The organism is Vibrio sp. 1580, assembly GCF_033340055.1.
Genome location: NZ_JAWOVT010000780.1, coordinates 1 through 510, shown reverse-complemented (window position 1 = coordinate 510; position 510 = coordinate 1). Strand labels below are relative to the sequence as shown.

General features: G+C 44.9%; 1 protein-coding gene. It reads right to left on the bottom strand.

Annotated elements, in window-relative coordinates:
* Positions 1–77: 77 nt before the first annotated feature.
* On the bottom strand, positions 78–510 hold a 433-nt coding region (locus R7093_RS28350; RefSeq protein WP_318147425.1), incomplete at its 5' end, for a thiol:disulfide interchange protein DsbA/DsbL.

Genomic DNA, 510 nt, shown 5'->3' with positions numbered 1-510 from the left:
AGCTTGTACAACCGTACTGAGATAACGAATTCAAAAAAATGGCGACCACTTGGCCGCCATTTTTCATTTCTTTTAATTTATAGCGTTAGCAGATAGTTCACCAATTCGCTGTACTCGGCATAGCTACGGACTTCATTAGGAATAACGATGTACTTGTTATTCACAACGACGCCAGGAACGCCGGTCAGAGTGCTCTCTTTGAACTGCTTATCGAAACGCTTTTGCATCGAACTAACCGCAAAGCTGTTGTACGCCGCGTCAAATTTGTTGCCATCGACACCGTTGTCCGTGAAGACTTTCTTTAACTCATCTTCGTTTTTCGGTGCTTGGCGCTTTTGATGAATTTGCGCGAACATCGCAGGCACCATTTTGTCTTCAACACCTAGCGATACCATGGCTGCGTAAGATTTTGCCATTGGCACTGCCATGTCTGCGCCCATAAACGCCACGTGCACTTTTTCAAAGCGTGCTTCTTTTGGCAAAGCCGGTTTTAAGTTTTCAATCACAGAT